Annotated in this window: 13 protein-coding genes and 1 pseudogene; 4 read left to right on the forward strand and 10 right to left on the reverse strand. The window is 34.0% G+C overall.

Going from position 1 to position 19,202, the window contains the following annotated elements; all coding sequences use genetic code 11:
• Window positions 1–464: 464 nt before the first annotated feature.
• From ACZIYX_RS21905 to ACZIYX_RS21925, 5 genes are read right to left on the reverse strand one after another with little or no spacing between them, the layout of a single operon-like run.
• On the reverse strand, window positions 465–1,307 hold the full coding sequence (locus tag ACZIYX_RS21905; protein ID WP_462684399.1) for a metallophosphoesterase family protein: 843 nt from the start codon (window positions 1,305–1,307) through the stop codon (window positions 465–467).
• Window positions 1,283–2,629 carry a sodium:solute symporter gene (locus ACZIYX_RS21910; RefSeq protein ID WP_462684400.1) on the reverse strand — a complete coding sequence of 449 codons (1,347 nt, stop codon included), beginning with the start codon at window positions 2,627–2,629 and terminating at the stop codon, window positions 1,283–1,285. Before ACZIYX_RS21910 ends, ACZIYX_RS21905 begins: the two co-directional genes overlap by 25 nt.
• Before the next feature lie 16 nt (window positions 2,630–2,645).
• Window positions 2,646–4,076: a SusD/RagB family nutrient-binding outer membrane lipoprotein gene (locus ACZIYX_RS21915; RefSeq protein ID WP_462684401.1), complete on the reverse strand. Its 1,431-nt coding sequence runs from the start codon at window positions 4,074–4,076 to the stop codon at window positions 2,646–2,648.
• A gap of 10 nt (window positions 4,077–4,086) precedes the next feature.
• Window positions 4,087–7,308 carry a SusC/RagA family TonB-linked outer membrane protein gene (locus tag ACZIYX_RS21920; RefSeq protein ID WP_462684402.1) on the reverse strand — a complete coding sequence of 1,074 codons (3,222 nt, stop codon included), beginning with the start codon at window positions 7,306–7,308 and terminating at the stop codon, window positions 4,087–4,089.
• 42 nt (window positions 7,309–7,350) lie between these two features.
• On the reverse strand, window positions 7,351–8,037 hold the full coding sequence (locus ACZIYX_RS21925; protein ID WP_462684403.1) for a TIGR04282 family arsenosugar biosynthesis glycosyltransferase: 687 nt from the start codon (window positions 8,035–8,037) through the stop codon (window positions 7,351–7,353).
• A gap of 363 nt (window positions 8,038–8,400) precedes the next feature.
• Here ACZIYX_RS21925 and ACZIYX_RS21930 point away from each other — a divergent pair, with 363 nt between their 5' ends.
• Window positions 8,401–11,283 carry a lantibiotic dehydratase gene (locus ACZIYX_RS21930; protein ID WP_462684404.1) on the forward strand — a complete coding sequence of 961 codons (2,883 nt, stop codon included), beginning with the start codon at window positions 8,401–8,403 and terminating at the stop codon, window positions 11,281–11,283.
• Between the two features lie 87 nt (window positions 11,284–11,370).
• Window positions 11,371–11,550 carry a hypothetical protein gene (locus tag ACZIYX_RS21935; protein WP_462684405.1) on the forward strand — a complete coding sequence of 60 codons (180 nt, stop codon included), beginning with the start codon at window positions 11,371–11,373 and terminating at the stop codon, window positions 11,548–11,550.
• A 172-nt stretch (window positions 11,551–11,722) separates the two neighbouring features.
• Here ACZIYX_RS21935 and ACZIYX_RS21940 read toward each other — a convergent pair whose 3' ends face one another.
• Window positions 11,723–12,484, reverse strand: a complete 762-nt coding sequence (locus ACZIYX_RS21940; RefSeq protein WP_462684406.1) for a hypothetical protein — start codon at window positions 12,482–12,484, stop codon at window positions 11,723–11,725.
• Window positions 12,485–12,625: 141 nt separating this feature from the next.
• A complete protein-coding gene (locus tag ACZIYX_RS21945; RefSeq protein WP_462684407.1) occupies window positions 12,626–13,750 on the reverse strand; it encodes a helix-turn-helix domain-containing protein in 1,125 nt (374 codons plus the stop codon).
• 350 nt (window positions 13,751–14,100) lie between these two features.
• Here ACZIYX_RS21945 and ACZIYX_RS21950 point away from each other — a divergent pair, with 350 nt between their 5' ends.
• On the forward strand, window positions 14,101–14,613 hold the full coding sequence (locus tag ACZIYX_RS21950) for a group II intron maturase-specific domain-containing protein (RefSeq protein ID WP_462684408.1): 513 nt from the start codon (window positions 14,101–14,103) through the stop codon (window positions 14,611–14,613).
• A 420-nt stretch (window positions 14,614–15,033) separates the two neighbouring features.
• Window positions 15,034–15,795, forward strand: a complete 762-nt coding sequence (locus ACZIYX_RS21955; protein ID WP_462684409.1) for a DUF6326 family protein — start codon at window positions 15,034–15,036, stop codon at window positions 15,793–15,795.
• Here the strand turns inward: ACZIYX_RS21955 and ACZIYX_RS21960 are convergent.
• From ACZIYX_RS21960 to ACZIYX_RS21970, 3 genes and pseudogenes are all read right to left on the reverse strand, one after another.
• Complete coding sequence (locus ACZIYX_RS21960) at window positions 15,779–16,375, reverse strand: Crp/Fnr family transcriptional regulator (RefSeq protein WP_462684410.1); 597 nt, start codon at window positions 16,373–16,375, stop codon at window positions 15,779–15,781. The genes ACZIYX_RS21955 and ACZIYX_RS21960 overlap by 17 nt on opposite strands.
• Window positions 16,376–16,628: 253 nt before the next feature.
• Window positions 16,629–17,798, reverse strand: a pseudogene (locus ACZIYX_RS21965) (IS3 family transposase).
• Window positions 17,799–17,861: 63 nt separating this feature from the next.
• On the reverse strand, window positions 17,862–18,749 hold the full coding sequence (locus ACZIYX_RS21970; RefSeq protein WP_462684411.1) for a TolB family protein: 888 nt from the start codon (window positions 18,747–18,749) through the stop codon (window positions 17,862–17,864).
• Window positions 18,750–19,202 lie beyond the last annotated feature (453 nt).

Consider the following 19,202-nt stretch of genomic DNA (forward strand, 5'->3'; position numbering starts at 1 on the left):
GTTCTCGAATTTGTGAGCTGAGGTTCTCGAAGCTCGCCCTTCGGTGTATGATAATCCGTGAGCTGAGGTTCTTGAATCCGTGAGCTGAGGTTCTCGAAGCTCACCCTTCGGTGTAGAATAATTTGTGAGCTGAGGTTCTCGAATTTGTGAGCTGAGGTTCTCGAAGCTCGCCAGTCCACCCGCGGAGTGTTTTGCCCGGGCGCGGAGTATTTTTGGTCGGGCGCAGAGGCAGAAACCCAAGGCGCGTGGGGTAGTCACTAGGGCGCGGAGTACTTTTGGTGGGGCGCAGAAGCAGAAACCCAAGGCGCGTGGGGTGGTCACTAGAGCGCGGAGTATTTTTGGTCGGGCGCAGAGGTCGAAACCCAAGGCGCGTGGCGCGCCCCAGACTACATGCGGCCTGGCTGTAAATAAAACTATTAGGATGCAGGTAAAAATAAAAGGTATGACACGTTAAATCACTCTTTTTAGGATACAGATTCTATAAATCTCTTTATATCGATACCTTGTAACTTCTTTTCTGTTTCCGGAAGTATTTCCATATTATCCCATAGCCCTGTACATAAGGTTGTCGCATATTCCTGGGGTAGTTCTTTTGCCAGCATTAACTGGCTTGCCGTTTGGTAGTCATACGCAAAGGTTTTATATCGAACAGAAAAACCTTCAGAATCATCTAAAATTGCATACCATACTCTTGTTTTACCTTCATTGGCAGGCATACCAATAACTCCCGGGTTTATCCAAATCCTTTCTTCTTTTTGGTCATAAAACGGCAATCCACAATGCCCTGCAATGATTACGTTACTAGTACTGGCATTAAATGAAGATTGTTTTGCTTGCCAAGGGGTGGATTTAAAAATGAATTCAGAAATATGGGTATAACTACCATGCACCAGAGTTATATTTTTGTTAGCGAATTCAAAACTAATATGATCTGGTAAGGATTTCATCCATGTTATAGAAGCTTTGGATAATTGGGTTTGTGCAAAGGCATACCATGTTTTAGAAAATCCATCACATCTGGATCCTGCTTTAAAATCACATCCACATTCGATTGCTCCTGTGCGCAATTGCTCTTCTACATTACCTATAATCGATTGTGCCCCCCACTGTATAAATCGCTGTACGGTTTCTTCGGGTTGTGCACAATATCCTACAATGTCTCCTGTACAGAAACAGTTTTGGGGAGCGATTTTTTCTTCTTCGGCAATAGTAATTAAAGCCTCTAATGCTTGCAGGTTGCTATAAATGCCACCAAAGATCAAGGTCTTGCCGTTACGTTTTCCTAAGGGTATCGTTTTCTTATCCATATTGGTATAAAATATACTATAAAACAACTTAATATCCCCCAAATGTTTACCCATAGGAGTTCTGCATATTTTCCTGTGGTATATATAAATTGCGCAGGGAACATTTCAAAAACTAATAAAAAACCAAATAATAGTCCGCAACCTACCGATAAAAAAAAGCTGCTTTTTGGAGCATTGGTTTTCCAGAACAAAAATATGGGGGTTAGTCCAATTACCATAGTGCCGCTAATGGTGGTTGCAGATAAAATTTCGGCATCCAAAAACACCGGTAAAGTACCTAGTAAAGCTACAGCAATCATTACCCAACGACCAAAAGATATTTTAGAACTACACCCCAGATCTATAGCAAACAATTTTGCCGAAGACGCAAATGTAGAGTCTAGTGTAGAGGCGGCAGAGGTAATCATTATAAAGTTGATGACCAATAATATTACGGTTCCAAAAGCTTTGCTTACTGCTACTGCTGCTTGCCCCTGAAAACCTTGTTGTTGTGCAAAAATCCCAACGATACTAAAGAGCAGGATACAAAATGCTCCAAGAACAGAAGCCCATAAAAAACTTTGAAGCGTAATTTTTGGAGAGCTAATAAATCCGCGATCTGTTAAAACAGGGTCATGAAAGGGATAGCTAAAAGACTGTAGTATAGCAGCAAGTAATAAATTGCCTCCCATTGCCATAGTCCACTCCCCAGAAATCACAACTTGTTCTACAGAAAAACTTTCTACGCTAAAAATATTCCATAGAATGATAAAAAGTAATACCGTAAACAATCCCATTTGTATTACATCGGTAAAAATACTACTACTTAAGCCTCCTTTTAACGCATAGGATAGGGTTAACAGGGTAAACACCACGATGGCGCTATAATATGCGGTACTACCTATTTCTCCAAAGTAGGATCCGATTACCATGGTGTTAGACCATACTTCGTTAAATAAACGTATACCAATTAAAACAGAAAAAAGAAGTACTGCTTTATGACCAAAGCGAGAGCTTAAAAAATGATGAATACTATCGAACTTGCCTTTTGTTCTTAATTGATATAGTATTACCCCTGCAACTGCAAAAGAAAGATAGTATGCAGCATACGCTACGCCACCTACCAATCCAAAACTAAGACCTAGGTTTGCGGCATTGGTAATACTCTTGGCAAATATCCAGGAAATTATCAGGCTGCCGGTAAGCATCCAAAAGGTTGGTTGCTTTTTATGTGTGTTGGCTTTATAAAATTGGTCTTTGGTTTTCGCCAATGGTGACCACCAAAAAAATAATACGCCAGATAGCAGGATTAATCCCCATTGCCAGATTTGTATTTCTTCCATTTTTGATTGTTATCGTTTATTGGTTCCACCAAACAGGAAAATTGATGCTGTTTGCATTTGTGGTTTGTGCTGCGGTAGTATAATTAGTGGTGTTTAAAGTAGCTTCTTCTGCAGGATATGGTAATCTAACTGGTATAATTCCGTTATTTAAACTTGCGGCAACGGGTTGTAATGCAGGGTAGCCAGTACGGCGATATTCTATCCATCCTTCATATCCATTAATAGTATTTGCAATCCATTTTTGGGTTATAATTTGTTCTAGAGCTATGGTGTTATTATACGCTGCTGTTGTATTTAGATAGGCATTTGGAAGGGTAGTTTGCCAATATTCAAAAGCTTGTGTTACGCCAGTGTCATATAATGTTTTTGCATCTTTGGTAATAAATCCTTTTAAGGCAGCTTCGGCAAGTAAAAAGCTGGTTTCCCATGCAGTCATGTAATTAGCATCCAGATCTCCTGTGTTTTCTCTAAATATCTTTCCTGCAAGAGAATAATCAGACAAAGAGATCGTGGTTTGTGATGCGTCAATCCCATTAATTAATCCGTTATATTGATTATCTGTAGCATTTTCGAACGGTCTGAATAAAACGGAAACTCTGGGGTCGTTTAATCTGGTTAATATGTCTTCGATAGTTTCAGACATCACAAAATTATTGAAATCTCCTGCTCTTAATCTTGCTAATCTAAAGTTGTTAGGTTCTGCATCTGTAAATTCAAAAACGGCATTTTCGGTATTGGTAGTAATGTAGTTGCCTTCTGTAACAATAGCTTGTAATTGGGTGGTAATATCTTGTTTTGCAGAGATTCGCATTAGCGCTTTAATACGTAAAGAGTTAGCAAATCTAATCCAGTTTTGTAAATTATCATCATATAGTATATCTCCTTCCAGAGCAAAAATACCTGAATATTTTTGTATCGCTTCGATACCTTTTTGTAGGTTATCCAGAATTCCGCCTTGTGCTAAATATATATCTTTTTGCAGATCATATTTTGGGGTAACGGTGTTGGTGTTTCCAGTAAAAGCTTCACTATAAGGAACGTCTCCAAAAAGATCGGTAAGTCCCATAGTCATACAGGCTTTTAATATTAGAGACGGGCCTTCATAAACTGCAAAAGTTTCTATTTCTTGAGATTTCTTTAAAATGATTTCATTATCTCTAAGATTGGTATAAAAAATAGTCCAGGGGTTTCCTCCTAACTGCGGAGAGTTTAATGCATGACGATCAAACAAGTTAAAATCTAAAGCGGTAAGATGCTGCCCTAACAGATTTCCTGCAACAAAACCTTCATAAGACATCTGCTCGCCATAATCATAAATTACTTGTCGCAATAATAATGCGGGTTGCACATCTACGGGGGCATTAGGGTTGGTGTTAATATCTTCAAAATCTTTGGTACATCCTGCGATCAGGATCGTGAAAATAAATAGGTATATATAGTTCTTCATTGCTTTTCTATTAAAAATTAACTCCTAGTTTTAATCCAAAACTTCTGGTGGTTGCATAAGATAAATCTTCTACACCACTAACTAATCCTTGTCCTTGAACCGCTAATTGCTCTGGATCAAAATGGGGGATCTCGCTTATCGCAAAAATATTTTTACCAATAAAAGAGATAGTAAAGTCAGCTCCTTCTTTTAAAAATCCTAATGTGTTTTTATCGAGGTGAAAAGAATATCCAATCGAAAATTGCCTAAGTTTAAGATAAGAGGCATCGTATACATTGTTTTCCTCATGATTACGGTCATAAAACTGGCGATAATAACTTTCTGGGGAAACTGCAGTAGTATTGGGTACATATACAGGGTTATCTGCGGTGCCTGTATTTACCACTCCCTGCGCTATAATGCCTGCATCGGGTCTGTAAGCGGTTTCTTCTAATTGTCCTCCAACAGCCGCAAGGGATAGGGTGCGGGATACTAATTCGCCACCTTGTCGCCAATCGAATAAAAAGCTGAGGTTCCAGTTTTTGTAGGTAAATTGATTGTGAAACCCAAGTACAAAATCCGGATTAGAATTACCAAGTTTTTTAAGAGTGTTATCGGCAATAAAACGCCCTTCTGGCGTAAGTACAAAATCGCCATTTTCATTACGTAAATACCCGGTACCATAAAAATCGCCAATACGACCACCTTTTTCTACCTGAAACCATACTGTTTGATCTGGGTTATCATATACCCGGGAGTATGCCAATGTGATTCTTCCTTCTTGCTGTGGCAAAGATTCTATAGTAGATACATTTCTGCTAAAGTTAACGGTAGAGTTCCATGTAAAACTTTCATTTTGTACAGGGATGGTATTTAGTACAATTTCGACTCCTTGGGAGCGTACTTCTCCGCCATTTACTACTTGCTGGTTAAATCCTGAAGATACAGGGATAGGCAAGGATAGTATCTGATCTTTGGTTAAGGAGTTGTAATAGGTAAAGTCAACATTTAATCGATCTTTAAAAAAGCGGATATCGGTTCCAAATTCATACGAGGTGGTTTGCTCTGGTTTTAAATTAGGGTTTGGAATAAAATTTTGATTGGTAAATGTAGGTTGGGAGTTTACTGGCGTTTGGGATATAAAAGCACCAGAGGTTTGGTATGGATTGGTATCGTTTCCTACCTGTGCAATACTTGCTCTTATTTTTGCAAACGAAATTACCCTTGGTAGCTTTACTACATTACTTACCACAAAACTACCAGATGCCGAAGGGTAGAAAAAAGAGGTGTTATCTGCCGAAAAAGGAGTTGCCAAAGCACTAGACCAATCATTTCTGCCTGTAATATCTAAAAAGAGAACGTTTTTATATCCTATTTTTAAAAGTCCATATAAGCTATTGATACGTTTTTTGGATATAAACCCAAAGCTTTCTATAGGCGAAGCTGCATTATTAAAACTAAAAATACCGGGTTGTGCTAATTGTGTGGTTTGCGTTTGTGTAGTGGTTGCTTTTTGATCTAACCGGTTGCCTCCCAAAGATAAATCGATGTTAAAATCACTTACTTTTTTTGTGTAATTAAGTAAAAAATCGGTGTTTATTTCGCGATAGGTAACATCATGCTCTGCATACGCGCCATTTCTAAACCTATTCGTGCTAAAATTTCGTAAAAACTGTCGTTTTTCGTTAGAATAGTCCATTCCTGTGCGTACTGTTGCCTTTAGATTAGTAGCGAGCTCTTGTTGCATGGATATGGTGCCAAAAACACGATCCCGATGAAAGCTATTTCGGTTTTCGTTAAGTATAAAAAACGGGTTGTCAAAAAAAGTATAGTTAAAAGAATATTGCTGAATATCTTCTAAACCAGGTTGCCAGTAGTTTCGCAGATTATCGATGTTTAAAGATCGGGGTCCCCATGCTACTAACGAATAGTTTACATTTTCTGATCCATACCCGTTAGATGGGCGGTTATCACTGGTGCTATTTACATAATTAATGCTGCTGGTTACTTTTGTTTTTGGAGTAGGTAAAAAACCTAATCGTGCTGCCACTGTTTTTCTATCCAGATTTACCCCGGGGATTATAGATTCGCTTCTTAGATCGGTAAAGGACAGGCGGTAATTTCCTTGATCAAAGCTTGAAGATAACGCTATAGAGTTAATGGTGGTTACTCCTGTTTGGTAAAAATCTTTTACATTATTAGGGTTAGAGGTAAAAGGAGTAGGGGTAATTGGCAATGCACTGTATAGTGAAGTATCTCCACCGCGAACAACAGTACCATCTGGTAAAGTAACGGGGCTATCAAACTGTGCAATCAAAGTTCCTTGGTCTAATCTGGGTCCCCAACTGTAGGAGATATTATCGTTGGTTCCTGCGCCAAGCCCGTTTACATAAGCAAACTGACCAGAGTTTCCTTGCCCGTATTGGTTTTGAAATTGTGGTAATTGAAAAGCACTATCGATAAATACACTAGAGTTAATACTTATTCCTAATCCTTTGCTATTAGCTCCGTTTTTGGTGTTTATAATAATAACCCCGTTAGAAGCTCTTGTACCATATAATGCTGCTGCACCAGGACCTTTTAATACAGAAACGGTTTCGATATCATCGGGATTTACCTCCATCGCACCATTACCAAAATCAACCTCTTGAAATCCTGCCGCTGCTTCGTTTGTAAAATTAAAAACAGTGCTGTTGTTTATAGGCGTACCATCTACTACAAATAATGGGTTATTGTTTGTAAAAGATTGTTCCCCCCTAATTACAATTTTAGAGGAAGACCCAACTCCGGTAGCTCCTCCGGGAGTGATAGTTACTCCGGCTAGTTTTCCTGCCAGATTATCTAAAAAATTTACAGATTTTACCCCGTTGATATCTTTTTCGCTTATTTTTTGTATCGCATACCCTAGCTCTTTGGAGTCTCGTTTTTGGTTAAGTGCCGTAACAATAACCTCGTCCAGACCCGTAGAGCTTTCTTCCATACTAACATCTATACTATTTTGGTTATTTATAAGTACTTCGACTGTTTTAAAACCTAAAGAAGAGAAAACAAGAAAGGTGTTTTTATTATCTGTTGATATAGAATAATTCCCGTTAACATCAGAGGTAGTTCCTTGATTGGTGTTTTTTATTACAATATTCACAAATGGCAAAGGAGTACCATCGATTGCTGTAGTTACGGTTCCTGTAACCACATTTTGGGCATTAACAAAAGACACTATAAATAGTGTAAGCCCTAGTAAAAAGTGCTTCATAAATATATTTAGATAGAATTATTTTTAATTGGATATAGTAAATTATATCAAGCAGGGAGATCCTTTATTATAGGTAGTTTTAAAGATGCAGACAGAAATAAAAGTATTTTTAAAGCTAATCTTTTTAGAAAAATTAGTTAGTAGTAGTACAAGTATACTCTTTAATGTTTGGGACAGGTTTTTGGTATTATAAAAAAAATCTTTTAAGTCCTGAAACCTATCAATATCCCTAAGTTTTTGTTGTACTTCAATTTTTTGTCCTTTAGAGGATATAGTAGCAATAATTGTTTTGGCTAGTTTTTTTGTTTGCCAAGGGAGCTTTAAAAATGCTTGCTTTTCAAAACTTTGCTTATGTAGTCCCATTAGGTAGATTCCACCATCTGTGGATGGACCAATAACGACATCATTTTCTAAAAGGGTATTGCAGGCATCAATAAGGTGAGAGGCTTTTAAGTTAGGGCTATCATTACCAATAGTGATAATTTTTTGATATCCTTTGTTAAAAAGATCTTCGATAGCATTAGTAAAACGTTCTCCAAAGGTATTTCCTTGTTGTTCTTTTTCAGAATATACAGCAAAGGGAAGACCAGTTTTGCGAACCTTATCAATAGTTTGCGAATTGAAATAGTTAAATAATTGCTCTCCGTTTGCAATGCGTTTATGTTTCAATTCTTCTTTAGAAGAATTGGCAAATACAAGAATGGCTATTTCTTTTTGCTTGTAGAACAATTGGAGTATAAAATAATTTTTATAGTAAGTAAAGTCGCACTATTTGGCGATTAATTACAAAAACAAGAATAATTTTTAAAACTATAGAATTTAAAGGTGTTTTAAAAGATAATTATATAGTTAATGAGATAGGTGGGGATGTGGTTTGGTTGTAGGTAAAAAGACATTCATCTGTTATGCTAAATCTAATGCGGCATACTTTTTTAGGCTACATAGATATTATTTGGGATTTTTTTGGGTAACAAAATATAATTTTAGGAATTATACTTAGTAAACTTACTTAGAGGTGTTGGTTTATAAATTGATGTTTTGCTATTCGTGTATTTATTTACATAATAATAAATGAAACTTTAATCAAGATAGATGAATTTTTTTAATGAATTAATATCAAGAGTAGTATCCTTTTCTGTAGAATCCTATGGTTGTAATGCTAATGATGTATATAATTTTTTTGAAGAAAACAAATTATTTCAATTATCTATATTAACCTCTTCCAGAAGTTTGTATGAGGATGCCAAAAAAAGCAAAACAGAAAAGATTAAAGTATCGCTGGATAATTATTTTTCGAGAGCGCATCTTAACCCTGTTCCTTTTGGGACTTTTACTAGTGTTGGTGTTTTAAAATGGGGGGATAAGCGTATAATCACTAAATCAGAAACACTGCTTCTTAAGGTAGATTTTGATAATTTATTGATTTCAGAAAAGTTAACTGCAACGATGAGCAGGGATTGGAAAAAATTTGCCTATTACACAAATCCATCTATCCATTTTTTAAGTAAGAGTAAGATAAGTTTTTATAAGTTCGAGAAAAAAACGACAGGAGATATTGAGACAAAATATGTAGAAATCGATTATGATGAGAATATTAAATGGCTTGTAGAAAGGTTTGAAAATGGTGTCCAAATTGTTGAGGTAGTGAGGGATTTGGAAAAAGACGGGTTTGAGGAAACTGAGATTCATGCTTTTTTATTGGATAGTATTGAAGCTGGGATTGTTATTAATGAAATGGTTTTTTATCCATATCGAAATCTATCCAAGGTAGAAGGATTATATTCAAAATTGGTAAATAATAATTTGCATAGCATAAAAACCACTAAAGATTTTGATGATTTTTCTCAATCCTATAGTAAAGAACAAGATGATTTACTCTCAAAACAAGAAAGTAGTAACAAATATTCTCACTCTATCACGGCTTTTGAAAAAGATATAGGGCAATTAGAGTTAGCGTTACAGGAAAAGATATTAAAATTCATAAATTTTACAGTAACCTATAATAAGAAATATACCCCAATCCATACATCCTTATTAAAATTTGGGAATAAATTTTACCATAGTTATAAGGATGTTTTTATTCCTTTAAGTAAAGTTTTTAACCCGTATTCTGGATTACAGTATAGTCCTACTAATTTAGAAAATGATATAAGACTACACCCGGATATATTGAGTAAAGTGTTGGTGTCTAATAAAAATAAAGTTTGTTTGTCTAAAACAGTTGCCAATAATACTCAAGTAGATATGTCAAATTTACCATCTACTTTTAGTGTTGTTTTTGAGTTATTGACTTGTAAAAAAACAAAGAAAAAGATTACTTATTTTAAATACATGGGGGGGACATCTGCTATAAATTTGCTCTCCAGATTCGATCAAGTCTCAGAAAGAATATGTGAAAATATTGCAGATTATGAAAAAAAATCTTTTGAAGATCAACTATTAGCAGAAGTAAATATAATATCAAAACCAAGAGCTACCAATGTTGTTGCGAGTAGGCAATATTATGACTATAATATCCCTCTTAATACTATATATAATGAGGATTCTAATCCTATTTTTTTATCAGATATTTTTATTCGGTTTAATGGTACAAGATTTATACTGGTTTCAGAAAAATATAAGAAAGAGATCATACCAAGAATAACATCTTCTGTCAATACAACATTATCAAATTCAGATGTTTATAAGTTTTTGGCAGATTTGCAATCTCAGCAAAAAGAAATTCACAGTGTTAATTTCAATTTCAATTATTATAAGAACATGTTTTTGCCTTTTGTTCCAAGGATTTATTTAGAAGATGATATTTTACTATATCCCGCTCAGATTTTATTATCAGATGATGATTTTGATTTCCAAGGATTTAAATCCTATTTACTAAGTCGACTAAAAGAATATTCATTTTCAAAGCAAATTTCATTTATAGAGGATAAAGGAGATATAACCATTAATACTGAGAATGAGGATCATTTACATATTTTATTTAAAAAACTTAAAAAAGTGGCCCCAATTTATGTGAGTGAATGTCTATATGAATCTTTTATACCAGAAGTACATAATAAATTAAATCACTATTCTCACGAAATTATTGCCAGTATAAAAAACACCGGTTTTAAGGCAGATAGATCAGATTTTGAAATTGTAAAAGAAGATATTACGATAGGACATAAAGCACCAATTTTAAGTGATTGGTTGTATTTTGATTTGTATTGTAACCCCTATGCAGAAAATGATTTAGTAAATGTTATATACCATACTATAGTTGTAGAAAACTCTATAAGCCAATTCTTTTTTGTAAGGTATGATTATCCGGAAACTCATTTAAGAGTTAGATTTAAAACAGAATCAGCTTCTGTTATAGAAGATATTTTTTCGAAAATCAACAATTTAAAACAGGAAAATATAATCCGAAATTATCATGTGTTGCCTTATGAACAAGAAATGTACAGGTTTGGAGGTGAAAAATTAATGGGTTTAACAGAATATATATTTAGCTTGGATAGTAAGCATACAGTTCTTACAATTTTGAATCATGAATTAAAGCAGAACGATATTTATATGTTTTCGATTTTGAAAATAGAACACTATTTAAAGTTTTTCAACTTTACTATAGAAGAGATGATTTCATTTTGCGAAAAAAACATAGAAGCTTTTTCCAGTAGATTTAATCTGGACTCTAAATTAAGAAAATCACTAAACAAAATTTACACCGAAATAAGGAGAGATATAGGGGATTTAAAACCAAACGATTTTCTTGAAAATATGGACATCGAAACAGAAATAAAAAACACATTACGGAACAGTGAATTAATTAAAGATAATTATGTTATGGATTTGATTCACATGAGTTTAAATAGGGTTTTTGATGAAAAACAAAGATTAAATGAATTCAAATCTTATTATTTGGCTAGATCTTATTTTAATCAAGTTAAGTTTACTCATAAAGCAATAAAAAAACAAACTCTATTTAGAGGATAAGGAATTTATTTTGACCTGTAATTTGCTTTTTTTATTGCAGTTAGGGTTGAGGTGAATATTTTGTAAACCATTTAAATAAAATAAAAAATGAAAAAATTGGAATTAAAAAATTTAAAAGTTAAAACTCTTACAAAAGATCAAGAATCCGCAATTAATGGTGGTTTTTTATCTATCGGATTAAGATGTAGTTTAAGAAATGGATGTAAAAGATTATTTGGACCTAGTGACAATCAAGATTATGATAGTCTTCCTCCAAATGAAAATTAATGTGCATTTTTAAATAACAAAATTGGGAGTGTTTAAATTTTAAACACTCCTTTTTTATTGTCTGTCTCCTCCTGAAATATCATTGCATTAAAATTGGTAAGCTTAGTAGAAATGTGAGAGCCTCACGGATTAATCACTGCGGGGTACTCGACTAGCAAATGTATTATATCATTTAGTTTGTAGTAAAAGAAGCAGTGCTAGTTCCTCCATTAGTTACTGTTCCATCAGCATATTTTGCATAAGGTCTAAAATAATACTGAGTTTTAGACAATAGAGATTCAGCAACAGCCGAATAACTTGTAACTACAATATTACCTTGATTATGGATACCATCAAAATTTCCAACTGAATTAGTGCTACTATTAGTAAAGTCATTATTTATACTATATTCAATACCAATTTCTACAGGCATTTCTTTCATAACATCATTAATGTTTAATGTTACAGTGATAAAATCTACCTGTATTAAGACTGCTTGCGATTCTATAGTTAGAGTTAAATCTCTACTAGTACTTGCTTCAACATCTGTACTTGCCTGTATCTCATTTCCATAAAAAAAAGTACCATCACTGTATTCAAAATATCCTCTTATAAAATAAGTTAGTCCTTTTGTTAAGCCTTTAATGTATCCTGAAATAGAATCAAAGCTTCCACTAGCAACAGAAATATTATTAGAGCCAACTTCGGGTTTTGATGAAGTTCCATAAGCAATCCCCCTATTTATTACATCACCAAAGTTTCCATCGTCTTGAATCGTAGCTGAAACTATAAGATTTACCGTTTCATCTAAGTTAATAAAATAGCCAGTATTGTTATTAATATTAAAAACTCTATTGTCTATAGGGTTCATAGCATCATCATCACTCGAACAGCTATATGATATTACAATAATGGATAAGCTAATTAAAGCTCTTAAAACATTCATTTTTATCATTTTTTATATTTTAAATTTTCGGTAAAAGTAGAATGTATTTACAGCTTTAAATAACAAAATAGATGATTTCAGGTTTGAAAATCTGATTTTCAAACTATTTTTTGGATTTTACAACTTGAGAGTTGGCTTGTTGTGTGCTAATCAATTATAAGATTCTTTACTTTGAGTTTTAAAATTATGTGGAGTAAAACCTGTTTCTTTTTTAAAAGCGGCATAAAAAACACTTTTACTTTTAAATCCAACTTCAGAACCGATACCTTCAATGCTTAAATTAGCAGTAGAGTCATCCTCCAATATGCTTTTTGCTGCTTTAATTCTAAAGCTATTAATATAAGATTTAAAATTCTTTTTAGTAACCGCATTAATAGCCAAAGAAACACGTTTAGGATGTTCATTAATACTTTTTGAAACGTCTGCAATAGTTAATTCAGGCATTAAAAATGCTTTCTGTTCAGTAATATATTGCTCTATTTTTTCAACCAAAGTAATATCTTCATCTGTTACCTGTTTAGGTGGATGCTCTATAATTTTTGTAGCACATTTAATAGGAATATTGTCAACATTGATTTCTGAAATTAAGGATAGCACATTTTGTTGCCGAATACCATAAATGGAAACCCAATATAGAAAACCGACATTGACAATTGCTTCAAATAAATCGAGATAAAAGTTCGTAACAACAAGACGAATGTGCATAGCCAGAATAAAAACAATACCACATAATACAAACAGTTTTGCCCATTTTAACTCTTTTAGTTTGGTAGAAGTGTATTGGTTCTTGGTTTCAGTAGAATGCTTATTAATAAATAAAACTATTTTTACTGCCATAAATATATCAAATACATTACTCCCTCTGTAGTAAAAAATCATAAACCAAGAAGAGTTCCATAAATTCTCGATTCCATTAATAACTTTAAAATAAGCGAGTAAGCTAATAATAAACATTACCATCCAAGGAATAAGATAGTAATACATATTTTTTGATTTTGGTAATATCGAAACTTGCTTTACATATAAATAGAAAAGAGGAAACATTAGCCACCGAAAATCAAATAGGAAATTTAATTGCGGGTAATAAATTGTTATATCTAAAAGCTTTAATATAGGTGCAATATAATCTATTGAAAAAGCAAGGACAAAAATCCCGAGAAATAGGGTTGAGCAATTTTCTTTTTGATTTAGCCAGATTAATAAAATACCAGAAACTAAGCCTTGTATCAGACCTAAGATAAAAAGTATTGGGATTATATTGTTAATGATATCCACTGCGTATTTGTATATGGTTTGGCAACTAATCTAGTAAATGCAAACCGAATAGAAAATCCGCGAGGATTTTCGCAAGTAGGCTAGTACTAGTGATTAATTATACACGTTGTGATGTGCCTTGAATGGTAAATATAGTTCAATTAATTGAACGTCCAACGAGTGCAAGTCCCTTATACGAGGAAGTAACGACCCTAAGTAAAGTAAGATGCAAGGTAGTTTAGGTTGACCTTTGCACTGAAGTAAGCCAAACTGTATGGTTGGTACTGACGAACAGAAACCAAATAAGAGGCTATTAGATGGGATAAGTTAGTTATACATAATGACGTCCAAAACCCAAAAGAAAAATTGGGATGACCAAAGTAGTAGATGTTTTGGATATGGAACCGGAAAGACAAGGCCTTCGTTATGTTCGCTATGCAGATGATTTTAGTATCTATACAAAATCCAAAAGCAAAGCTAAAGAGGTTGGAAACAGGGTTTATGTTTTTCTAAGAGAAAGACTTAAATTACCAATAAACAAGGCAAAAAGCGGTATACGCAGACCTGTAAATTTTGAGTTGCTAGGGCATGGATTTGTGCCGATCTACAAGAAAGGCATAAAAGGACAGTACCAGTTGGTTGTTAGTAAAAGTAGTTGGAATACATTTAAGCGTAATCTTAAAGGTTTGACCAAGAAAACCAAACCGATGTCCTTGATAGAACGATTGGACAGAATTACCCAAGTATGCAGAGGATGGGTCAACAATTATCGGTTGACCAATAGCTACACTAAGCTCAAAAAGTTAGATGAGTGGCTACGTAATCGGTTATGGTATTGTATTTGGCATGATTGGAGGGCGAAACGTAAGTTTTTAGCCAGCTGAAGCAGGGAGGAGAGAAAACGTAAGAATCTGATTCGATTAGGGATTAAACATGGACAAGCCTATGCTTGGAGTCGAACCCGAATGGGAGGTAGGGCAGTAGCTCAAAGTCCTGTACCAGGTACTACCATTACCATATCCAGAGGTAAAAGAAAAGGATACATTCCTAGGATAGACTACTTAAATAAGGAGCAAACTTCGATTTGGTGAACCGCTGTATACGAGACCCGTATGGACTGTCCTGAACTTGACGAAGGATACGGTGGTACTTCGGTAAACTCAGCAGAGCTGTGTAAGGTACACTCCGCTATCTAATGATGGCGGAGCCATCTACACGACTATGCGCTCGGCTTTTTTTTCATTTCTTAACCCAAGTTAATGAATTTGTGAACTTGTAAAGATAGCTTTGTATTAAAATAAGGTATGAAAAAAAAATATATTTTAAGTTTGACGGCTCTTTTCATTTTCTCCTTAATTACATTACTAGGAACAGCTCAGTTATTTTTTAATAAGTCAAATGGTTTACCATCAACAAATCTTCTAATTAGCAATCAATTAAAACTCAACCATAAAAGACTTACAGAGAATGTTATTTTAGCTTCTAATAATTCATTAACACAATTATCATCACAAAGTAATTTATTATCGAAGAACTACGCAATTAACTATGAGAACAATATTTTTCCGGAAACTAATTCTCTAAATAAAAAGTCATTAATCTATTCAAATCAAAATAATTCAGAAATGAGAACATCCTTTATCAATAGTGAGTGGTACAATAAAAACAGGCGAAATATTTATTCAAGCCTATGGGTATATGCATCTTTAAATTATTTGTATTGTGATTTAGCAGCATTTATGGATGCAGATATGCATTCGCAATATCATACAGGCACAGTGGGCAGTTTTGATATGACTCCCGGTTTTATTGCTGCTTCTGCCGCAATGATGCAAATTGCACTTACAAATGTTTTTCTTCCTCAAATAATAAAAAACGATAACACTTTACGCTGGGTTCAAATAGCATCCGGAACTTTAATGACTCTTATTCAATCCGCCACACTTTTTGCCGATAAGCCGACTTCGTATTATGCTGTATTTTCAGGATTTGAAATTGCAGCAACTGCCTATATAACTTTTGATGCCATAAGATGGAAACCGACAAAAACTACTGATAATTATTAATCCGAGTTTTTTTGGCAATTCGTTTTCTAATCCTGCTTAAAGATCCGGGTTTAACACCAATATAACTTGCAATATGATATTGCGGCACACGTTGTAAAATGTCAGGGTATTTATTAACTAATGATAGATATCTCTGTTCTGGTGTTTCTGAATGATAAAACAAAATACTTCTTTGAATTTCTAAGAATGCTGTTTCAACAATCTTTCTTGATATGGTTTCTAATTTTGGAAATTTATCAAAAAGTTCCTGAGCTTTTTGTTCATTTCCCGTAACTAAAATGCAATCTTCCATACATATCCAGTTGTGCATTGAAACAGCATTCTCGGAAATCTCATCTACTGAAATAACCCATTCGCCTTCAGTAAAAAAGCGGGTTGTTTTTTCGTCTCCATCTGATAAATTATATTGTCTGATACAACCATGAAGCACAAAATAACTATTAATTGATTTTTGTCCTTCTTTTGATAAAAAGTCACCTCTCTTAAATTCTTTGATTTCGATGCTTTCAATTATTGTCTCTTTCTCCAATTGAGAAAGTGAACCAAACTTTAAAAAATTATTTATTAACCTATCTATCATATTTGTGCTTTTTTTAAGCTGCCGCATAACGGCTCCGTATATGAAAAGTAGCGCAGTAAATAAGCAATAACTTTTGGGATTATACACAAGCCGAATTTTTAAATTTGACGACTTTCTAAAAATGCCCAAGCCTTGGTGTTAGTAATGAATTGCGCTATTTTTTATATACAATGTGTGTGCCTTGAATGGTAAATATAGTTCATTTAGATGAACATCCCAAACTTGGAATTGCAACAAAAAACTGGACAATAAGTTAAGCTGCCTTTTTAATATTAAACAATTTTTCTATTTCTAAAGGAGTTTTATATCCTAAAGCAGAATGTCTTCTTTTTCGATTATACCAAATTTCTATGTATTGAAAAATTTTTCTTTTTGCTTCTAATTTTGATATAAAATTATATTGATATATACTTTCAGTTTTTAATGATTTAAAGAATGATTCTGCTACAGCGTTATCCCAACAGTTTCCTTTTCTACTCATACTTTGTATAATATCATTTTTACTTAAAACTTTAGTAAAATCACTACAGGCATATTGCACACCTCTATCTGAATGAAATATCAAGTTTTCACTTTTATTTCTATTGGAAAGAGCCATTTTTAAAGCTGCAATAGATGTTTGATCTGCTTTCATAGTACTACTTAATGCCCAACCAATTACTTTACGATTAAACAAATCAATAATTACTGTTAGATATACCCATCCGTTTTTAGTATTTATATATGTAATATCTGACACCCATACTTGACCTGGCAAATCAACCCTAAAATTTCTGTTTAATAAATTTGGAGCTATGGGATCATTATGCTTGGAATCCGTAGTTATTACCCATTTTTTTCTGATCTTACTTTGTATTTTATTCTTCTTCATAATTCTGGAAACTTTTGGACGAGATACTTTATAACCTAATTGATATAATTCCTGATGTATTCGAGGACTACCATAAGTGCCATTACTCTGGTCATAAATAGTAAATATTTCTTGTAATAAAAAGGTATTTTCTTTTTCTCTTTTTGAAATTGACCCTTTACGCCAATAATAGTAACCACTCTTACTTACTTTTAATATTTTGCACATCCTATCCATAGGATATTTTAATTTGTAGGTGTCTATAAAATTAAAAATATCTATCTGTTCTTGGAGAAGATGCTCACTGCCTTTTTTAAGATATCACGCTCTAATTCAGCCTCTCTCAATGTCTTTTTTAATTGTGCGATCCTTTTGTTCTGGCGTTAAATTAGCTCGACTATTACCTGAAAAACTACCTGCAGAGTTGGATTTAAATTCTCTACACCATCTCGATAATAATTCTTGGCGAATACCTAAATCTTTGCTAACTTCACGGGTACTTTTCCCTGAATTAACTAATTCAATAGCCATTAGTTTAAATGACTTTTCGTAATGTCTTCTTTCTGTTTTCATTGATTCGTAAGTTAAACTTTATATGCTTAACATGCTGTCCAAACAAATGTAGTAACTCCATATTTAGTTTTTAGTAAACCATGATGCTTGCAAACCATTAGCTATAAATTTCCTTATTGAAGTACCATCTTTGTTTATAATGTAAAGGTCTAAATATTCACCAGCATCAGAAGAAAAAATGAGTTTAGAACTATCAGGAGACCAACACACGTCCCAATCCGAAACAGTATTATACGTCAGTCGTTTTTGATTAGAACCATCTATGTTCATTACGTAAACTTCTTGGTTTCCGTCTCTATCTGAAATAAATGCTATGTGTTTGCCGTCTGGAGAAACTTTAGGAGCCTTATCTTTGAAAGTATTGTTTGTTAATGTGATGATGTTACGACCATCGCTATCGGCAATGCAAATTTGATTAAATTCTGATTTGGAATGAAAGAGTATTCTTCCATCTTTCATAAAACAAGGAGCTCTACCGCGCAACTTTTTTAGTTGGGTCTGTTCGCTACCATCTCCATTCATAATCCATATTTCTTCTTGCCAATTTCCCTCCGAATCTTCGTATTCCCTTGCAAAAGCGATTTTTTTCCCATCTGGAGACCACGTAGGTGAACTATCCCATTTGTTTTCTACGTGAGTCAATCGCTTTCTATTGGTGCCATCGCTATTCATGGTATGAACAGACCATGTATTTCCACTATCATACTTTGCGTAAAAAACAATACGTTTTCCATCTGGTGACCAGTCGGGATAGCCATCAGCTCCTGTGTAATTTGTAATTTTAATTTTGGTTTTGCCATTAGCATCAGTCAGAAATATTTCTTTATTACCTGAATCGTTTGATGAATATGCAATAGGGTATGAATTTTTGCTACAAGAGCAAAAAAACATTAAAATTACTATCAGAAAATGTATTTTCAAAAAGCTGCTCTTTATTAGTAGTGTTTTCATTTTGTCTTTAGGGGTAAATTACCTACAACGGTCTCGTATAACCGTCAGTTACGGGTTAATATGCGTTAATTTTCTGTTTGGCACAGACCTTAACAATTCCGAGTGGATTCGGACTTGGTCGAATCCGCCGTAATTGCGGTTATACACGTTGTGTATACCTTGAATGGTAAATATAGTTCATTTAGATGAACGTCCCAAAGGGTTAAAGTCCCGTATGCACGGAGTCGTGTCCGTAAGCAAAGTAAGTGGCAAGGTGGTTTAGGGTGACCTATACACTAAAGTAAGCCGGACTACATAATAAAAGCCGTATAAGATACTGGTGTAGCCTGTCCTGAGCTTGACGAAGGATACGGTTCTGAGAGAGGTTTAGGGGTGAAATTCCCCTTTTCCTACTCGACTAGGCACAGTACTTTCTTCTTTCAATTGCTCAATTTTCAGTTTTCCTGACTTAAT

It is taken from the genome of Aquimarina sp., assembly GCF_977115655.1.

Bases quoted from the DNA above. Each gene is read 5' to 3' on its own strand.
- ACZIYX_RS21905 (WP_462684399.1), bottom strand. From the start codon at position 1,307: ATGGATAAGAAAACGATACCCTTAGGAAAACGTAACGGCAAGACCTTG.
- ACZIYX_RS21910 (WP_462684400.1), bottom strand. From the start codon at position 2,629: ATGGAAGAAATACAAATCTGGCAATGGGGATTAATCCTGCTATCTGGC.
- ACZIYX_RS21915 (WP_462684401.1), bottom strand. From the start codon at position 4,076: ATGAAGAACTATATATACCTATTTATTTTCACGATCCTGATCGCAGGA.
- ACZIYX_RS21920 (WP_462684402.1), bottom strand. From the start codon at position 7,308: ATGAAGCACTTTTTACTAGGGCTTACACTATTTATAGTGTCTTTTGTT.
- ACZIYX_RS21930 (WP_462684404.1), top strand. From the start codon at position 8,401: ATGAATTTTTTTAATGAATTAATATCAAGAGTAGTATCCTTTTCTGTA.
- ACZIYX_RS21935 (WP_462684405.1), top strand. From the start codon at position 11,371: ATGAAAAAATTGGAATTAAAAAATTTAAAAGTTAAAACTCTTACAAAA.
- ACZIYX_RS21940 (WP_462684406.1), bottom strand. From the start codon at position 12,484: ATGATAAAAATGAATGTTTTAAGAGCTTTAATTAGCTTATCCATTATT.
- ACZIYX_RS21950 (WP_462684408.1), top strand. From the start codon at position 14,101: ATGACCAAAGTAGTAGATGTTTTGGATATGGAACCGGAAAGACAAGGC.
- ACZIYX_RS21955 (WP_462684409.1), top strand. From the start codon at position 15,034: ATGAAAAAAAAATATATTTTAAGTTTGACGGCTCTTTTCATTTTCTCC.
- ACZIYX_RS21960 (WP_462684410.1), bottom strand. From the start codon at position 16,375: ATGATAGATAGGTTAATAAATAATTTTTTAAAGTTTGGTTCACTTTCT.
- ACZIYX_RS21970 (WP_462684411.1), bottom strand. From the start codon at position 18,749: ATGAAAACACTACTAATAAAGAGCAGCTTTTTGAAAATACATTTTCTG.